The organism is uncultured Actinomyces sp. (assembly GCA_900541895.1).
Classification (GTDB): Bacteria; Actinomycetota; Actinomycetes; order Actinomycetales; family Actinomycetaceae; genus Pauljensenia.
In genome coordinates this window covers 1-4,993 of record UWSI01000051.1, presented here as the reverse complement: position 1 = coordinate 4,993, position 4,993 = coordinate 1, and the positions used below count along the sequence as shown (strand labels likewise).

The 4,993-nt window shown below is 55.8% G+C and carries 6 protein-coding genes; 5 read left to right on the top strand and 1 reads right to left on the bottom strand.

Annotated features, from left to right (window positions below; all coding sequences use genetic code 11):
• Positions 1-60: 60 nt before the first annotated feature.
• Positions 61-1,095 (bottom strand): tRNA glutamyl-Q(34) synthetase GluQRS, encoded by a 1,035-nt coding sequence (gluQRS, locus tag QZR18_RS08190; RefSeq protein WP_178703849.1) that lies wholly within the window; start codon positions 1,093-1,095, stop codon positions 61-63.
• A gap of 23 nt (positions 1,096-1,118) precedes the next feature.
• On the opposite strand from gluQRS, the gene QZR18_RS08185 reads away from it, so the two are divergent.
• The 5 genes from QZR18_RS08185 (at position 1,119) to QZR18_RS08165 (ending at position 4,904) form a co-directional block, all read left to right on the top strand.
• Positions 1,119-1,697, top strand: coding sequence for a CrcB family protein (locus tag QZR18_RS08185; protein WP_178703852.1), 579 nt, complete (start codon positions 1,119-1,121; stop codon positions 1,695-1,697).
• Positions 1,694-2,071 carry a CrcB family protein gene (locus QZR18_RS08180; protein ID WP_178703855.1) on the top strand — a complete coding sequence of 126 codons (378 nt, stop codon included), beginning with the start codon at positions 1,694-1,696 and terminating at the stop codon, positions 2,069-2,071. The genes QZR18_RS08185 and QZR18_RS08180 overlap by 4 nt, the downstream gene beginning before the upstream one ends.
• Positions 2,072-2,142: 71 nt before the next feature.
• Complete coding sequence (locus QZR18_RS08175) at positions 2,143-3,228, top strand: methionine ABC transporter ATP-binding protein (protein WP_178703857.1); 1,086 nt, start codon at positions 2,143-2,145, stop codon at positions 3,226-3,228.
• On the top strand, positions 3,225-3,947 hold the full coding sequence (locus QZR18_RS08170; RefSeq protein ID WP_178703859.1) for a methionine ABC transporter permease: 723 nt from the start codon (positions 3,225-3,227) through the stop codon (positions 3,945-3,947). The genes QZR18_RS08175 and QZR18_RS08170 overlap by 4 nt, the downstream gene beginning before the upstream one ends.
• A 117-nt stretch (positions 3,948-4,064) precedes the next feature.
• A complete protein-coding gene (locus tag QZR18_RS08165; protein WP_178703861.1) occupies positions 4,065-4,904 on the top strand; it encodes a MetQ/NlpA family ABC transporter substrate-binding protein in 840 nt (279 codons plus the stop codon).
• Positions 4,905-4,993: the final 89 nt, after the last annotated feature.

Genomic DNA, 4,993 nt, shown 5'->3' with positions numbered 1-4,993 from the left:
GTGTCATTTGCGGGGGGGCGGGCGGGGGAGGGGAGAGGGGCGAGGCGTCACGCCGAGCGATCAAGCGAAGAGCCTTTCTAAGTCTGGGGTCCACGGTTTTTGGGGGAGTGCGCGCAGTTTCTCAAGATCCATTGATTCAAGAAGCTGCGAGGCGGAATGCACCCCTTCAACACCTATTGAGCGGGCTAAAACCTCAATGATCTGGGCAATAGTCACCCCGCGTTCCGCAAGTTCCTCGATGGTCACTGCACCATCGCGCTTAGCGAGCCGCGCGCCCGATTGCGCTAACACCAGGGGGACATGTGCGTAGGTGACCGTGGGATACCCCAATAAACGCGCCAAAATTGCTTGGCCTGGCGATTGAGAGAGGAGGTCGTCACCGCGAACCACTTGGTCAACCCCCTGAAATGCGTCATCAATGACGACCGCCAGGTTATATGCCGGTGCACCATCAGAACGCTGGATGACAAAGTGATCGACAGGGCCCGTGAACTCACCAAAATATTCGTCGTATACAGTCCACTCCGATACGGGAGCTTTCAAGCGCAGGGCGGGACGGCGTCCCTCGGCCGCGAATTCTTCGCGCTTTTGGGTGATTTCAGATGCGCTCAGGTGCAGGCACGTCCCGGGGTAATGGCCAGGTGGAACGTGAGGAGCGGATGCAGCTTCACGGATGTCTTTGCGCGAGCAGAAACATTCGAATGCATACCCATTACGCAGCAGTGTTTTGACAGCTTTATCATGGAACTTCGCGCGAGAAGACTGAATCAGAACCTCGCCATCCCAATCAATCCCCAGTGCCTGCAGCTCGTCAATTTGGCGTTGCGCGGAGCCCGAACGCACACGGTCGATATCTTCAATCCTCAATACGAAACGTCGGCCGGTGAGCCGTGCCCACATCCACGCGAGCAACGCGGTGCGAAGATTGCCCAAGTGGAGGTCGCCACTGGGGGAGGGTGCGAAGCGTCCGGCGCCTGGAGTGTGCGTGGGGTGGCCTTCTCCGATTGTGATTTCCGAGGCCGAGTTTGCAGGGGAGGAAGCCGAGTTTCCCGCTCCATCGTGTGCCTGGGATGTCAAGGTCGACGCAAATGCCATACCCCCAGACTAACCTTGTAGGCATGGAGACACGAGCGCATCTGAAAGGTGATGAGCTGGAAGTCGGCGTATCGGCGCATCATCACCTAAGCTGGCTCACGCGCATTCCCTCGTGGTTGTGTGTTGCTTTCGGAGCCTTCCTTGGCACAGCAATTCGTGCGGGATTGGATCTTGCTGCTACGGGTAGCGGGAAACTTACGGTTTTTTCTTGGTCTACGGTGGCTGTCAATCTTTGTGGAGCCTTCTTTCTTGGTTTTGCCACTGCCTGGGCACAGGGTCGTTTCCGCGAGGATGCAGTGCGCAGAAAAGTCATGCTTGTCGTAGGAAGCGGATTCGCCGGCGCCTTGACCACATACGCCACCATGGTCATGGCCAGTATCCATAATGCAGTTCAAGCAATGACAGCAGTCCCCGCTGCTGGGGGTGAGCTTTCCGGAGCTGTCTCTTCTCCGTTGAGTGCTGCGGTGGGGTCCTCCTTGCCTCTACTCATCGAGGGAATGCTTGCAAGCCTTGTATTGCTCGTAGTTGGGATTGGGTTTGCTGCTTTGGGGTACTCTCTTACTCCACATGAGGAGCCAGGCCTTCGGGGGGCAAAGAAATGACCCCACTGCTCTTCCTTCTCGTGTGCGTTTTCGGTTCCCTGGGCGCGCTCTCTCGCTGGCAGCTGGATCTTTATCTCAAAAAGCGTCGAGCAAAGCGAACACCCCAGTGGGGGATCGGTGTGGTCAATCTATTGGGATGCACATGCGCTGGTGCGCTCGCGGGTATTCTTGCCCCCAATGCTCCTGTTTTCTTCCTGCTCTCAACGGGATTTTTAGGCGGATTTACAACCTTTTCCACTGCCGTACTCGACGCTGTGATGCTTCTGAGCCGTCATCGCTATTTGTCTGCAGCGGGTCTAGTTTTCGGCGTCTGGCTGGGAGGAAGCGTCCTGGCTATCTGCGCATTTCTTCTCGCGTCTAGTTTCGCAATGTGAAGCTGTGTAACGAAAAATTTGGACACTCCTGCACGGACTCATACTCTAAGGGTGCATGAAAGGAGGGCCCAGTGATTGATCTGATCGACGTCTCGAAGATCTATCCCGTGAAGGGAAGTGATGATGTCGTTGCCCTTGATCATGTGAATCTGCACGTTGAAGCAGGAAGTATTCACGGAATCGTGGGCCAATCGGGTGCCGGTAAGTCAACGCTCATTCGCTGTCTGACGGCTCTGGAAACACCCACTTCTGGGTCGATTATCGTTGACGACATTGATCTGTCACAGCTTCGCGGTCGCGAGCTGCGCCAAGCTCGACGCAAGATCGGCATGGTCTTCCAAGCAGCTAACCTTTTCGACGCCAAGACCGCGGGAGAAAATGTCGAATTCCCGCTGAAAGTCGCTGCGAAAAAAGAATTCACCCGTGAGGAACGCAAAGGACGCGTTCGTGAACTTCTTGCGCTAGTCGGCCTCGAACATCGTGGTGGTGCCTACCCCTCAGAGCTTTCCGGTGGCCAGCGCCAACGCGTCGGTATTGCGCGTGCACTTTCAGATACCCCTCGAGTCTTGCTCTGCGATGAGCCAACCTCAGCCCTTGACCCTGAATCAACCCGCGCGATTCTGTCACTGCTGCGTCAGGTGCGCGACGAAACCGGCGTCACGATTGTCATCATTACCCATGAAATGTCGGTCGTTCGTGAAATCTGTGATTCTGTAACACTCCTAAAAGACGGAGGAATTGTCCAGAGCGGAACAATCGAAGAAGTTCTGGCTGACCCGGGTTCGCCTCTGGCAAAGGAATTGGTTCCTGCGCCCAGTGTTGATGAACTGGATGTCACGGACTTCAATCGTGAGCTGACCGCACGCGAAATTGCCGCAGAAAACAACTTGGTGAAAGCAAAAGCACAGGCCCAGCCCTGGGAATCTGGAAATATCCTTTTGGACGTGATCTTCACGTCGCATCCTGGGGTTCCCACGGGTTCGAATATGCTCAATCTTGCCGCAGAGCTTGGTGCGGATGTGACCGCAGGGACTTTCGAGTCGATGGGTTCTGTCCAAGTTGGTCGCCTGGCTCTGGCGGTTCCCGCCGCCCAGCGTTCGTCGATTATTGACCAGCTTCGTGCCCAGGGTGCGCATGTGGAGGTGAGGTCGCTGTGAACCTTTCGGCTCTTTCAACAGTCCTGACGCTGCTTCCACTGGGTAAAGGTGACCCGACGTGGGGAGACAACCCCGCACTCACCCAGCAGTTCCTCCCGGCAATCTGGGAGACCCTGCTCATGGTCTTCTTCGGCACCCTCTTTACCGTGCTCATCGGCCTTCCTTTGGGTCTGCTTCTTGTCCAGACCTCGAAGACGGGACTTACCCCTAACAAGACCATCAACCAGATCGTTGGTTTGATTGTCAATGTTGGCCGTTCTTTCCCCTTCCTTATCCTCATCATCGTGCTGCTTCCGGTGACCAGATTTGTCATGCGTAGCGCGACTACCTGGCAGGGAGCGACCTTCCCCTTGGTTATCGGTGCGATTCCGTTCTTTGCTCGCCTGGTGGAAACCAACCTGCTTTCCGTCGAAAACGGTAAGGTCGAGGCCGCCCTCATGGCTGGAGCCTCAAACCGCCGGATCCGTTGGAGCATTTTGGTTCGCGAGGCCCTGCCCGGCATCATCCAGTCCGTGACGGTTTTGGCGATTACCCTGGTGGGCTACTCGGCAATGACGAGCGTCGTTGGTGCGGGCGGTCTTGGAAAAATGGCGATTGACTACGGGTACCACCGCTTCCAGACAGACACAATGATCTGCTCAGTCGTTGCGATCATCATCATCGTTCAGTTAATTCAAATGATTGGCGACATGCTCAGCCGGCTGGTGGATCACCGCTGAGCATCCACCAGCCGGGTCGCGAACTCTGCTTGGTAATTAGGAAAAATTCGCGGGATTACCCCGGGCCACTCAGGTCCCCCCGCTTGTAGGAAACAGACAATCTAAGGAATTACTCTCATGCGTCACTCTCGTTCTCTTCGTACTCTTGCTGGTCTTGGCGTTGCAGCAGCACTGGTCCTCTCGGCCTGCTCTAGCGGTTCTACGGGCTCTTCATCATCGTCGAACGGTGCAACCACCATTACCGTTGCTGCCAGCCCCTCACCTCACGCAAAGATCCTCAAGTACATCCAGGACAACCTGGCAAAGGATGCGGGAATCAACATCAACATCAAGGAATTCACCGACTACGATCTGCCCAACCGCGCGTTGGATCAGGGCGAAGTGGATGCCACCTACCACCAGACTGTTCCCTACTTGGAGAAGGCTGAGCAGCAGTTCAACTACGACTTCACTCCCGGTAAGGGCATTCACCTCGAGCCCCTGGCTGTCTACTCCTCCAAGCACAAGTCCCTGAATGAGCTTCCCGAAAAGGGCGGAATCATTGGCGTGATCTCCGATGTCACCAACCAGGAGCGCGCACTTCGCCTTCTTGCTGCGAACGGTTTTGTTGAGATCCCCGCAAGCGGTGATGTCAATGTTTACACCGTTAAGAAGCTGAAGAACTTTGACTTCAAGGAAATTGACGGACCCGTTCTGGTATCTAACCTGGGTGAGACTGACTACTCGGTGATCAACGGTAACTTCGCGCAGGAAGGTGGCCTGGCGCCCTCGCGCGATGGTCTGGCTGTTGAGTCCCCCGAGAACAATCCTTCGGTGAACGTCCTGGTGTGGAAGACCAATGTTTCAGGCGATAAGGCCGAGGCAGTGAAGAAGCTGGATGAGCTTTTGCACTCTGACCAGGTGAAGAAGTACATCGAGGACACCTGGAAGGATGGCTCGGTGATTCCGGCCTTCTGATCAAGGCTTCTTACGATTAACTGATCGTTACTTTGATGTGTGGGGGCGCGGCTTGGCCGCGCCCCCACACGCATGTCCGCACGCATAAA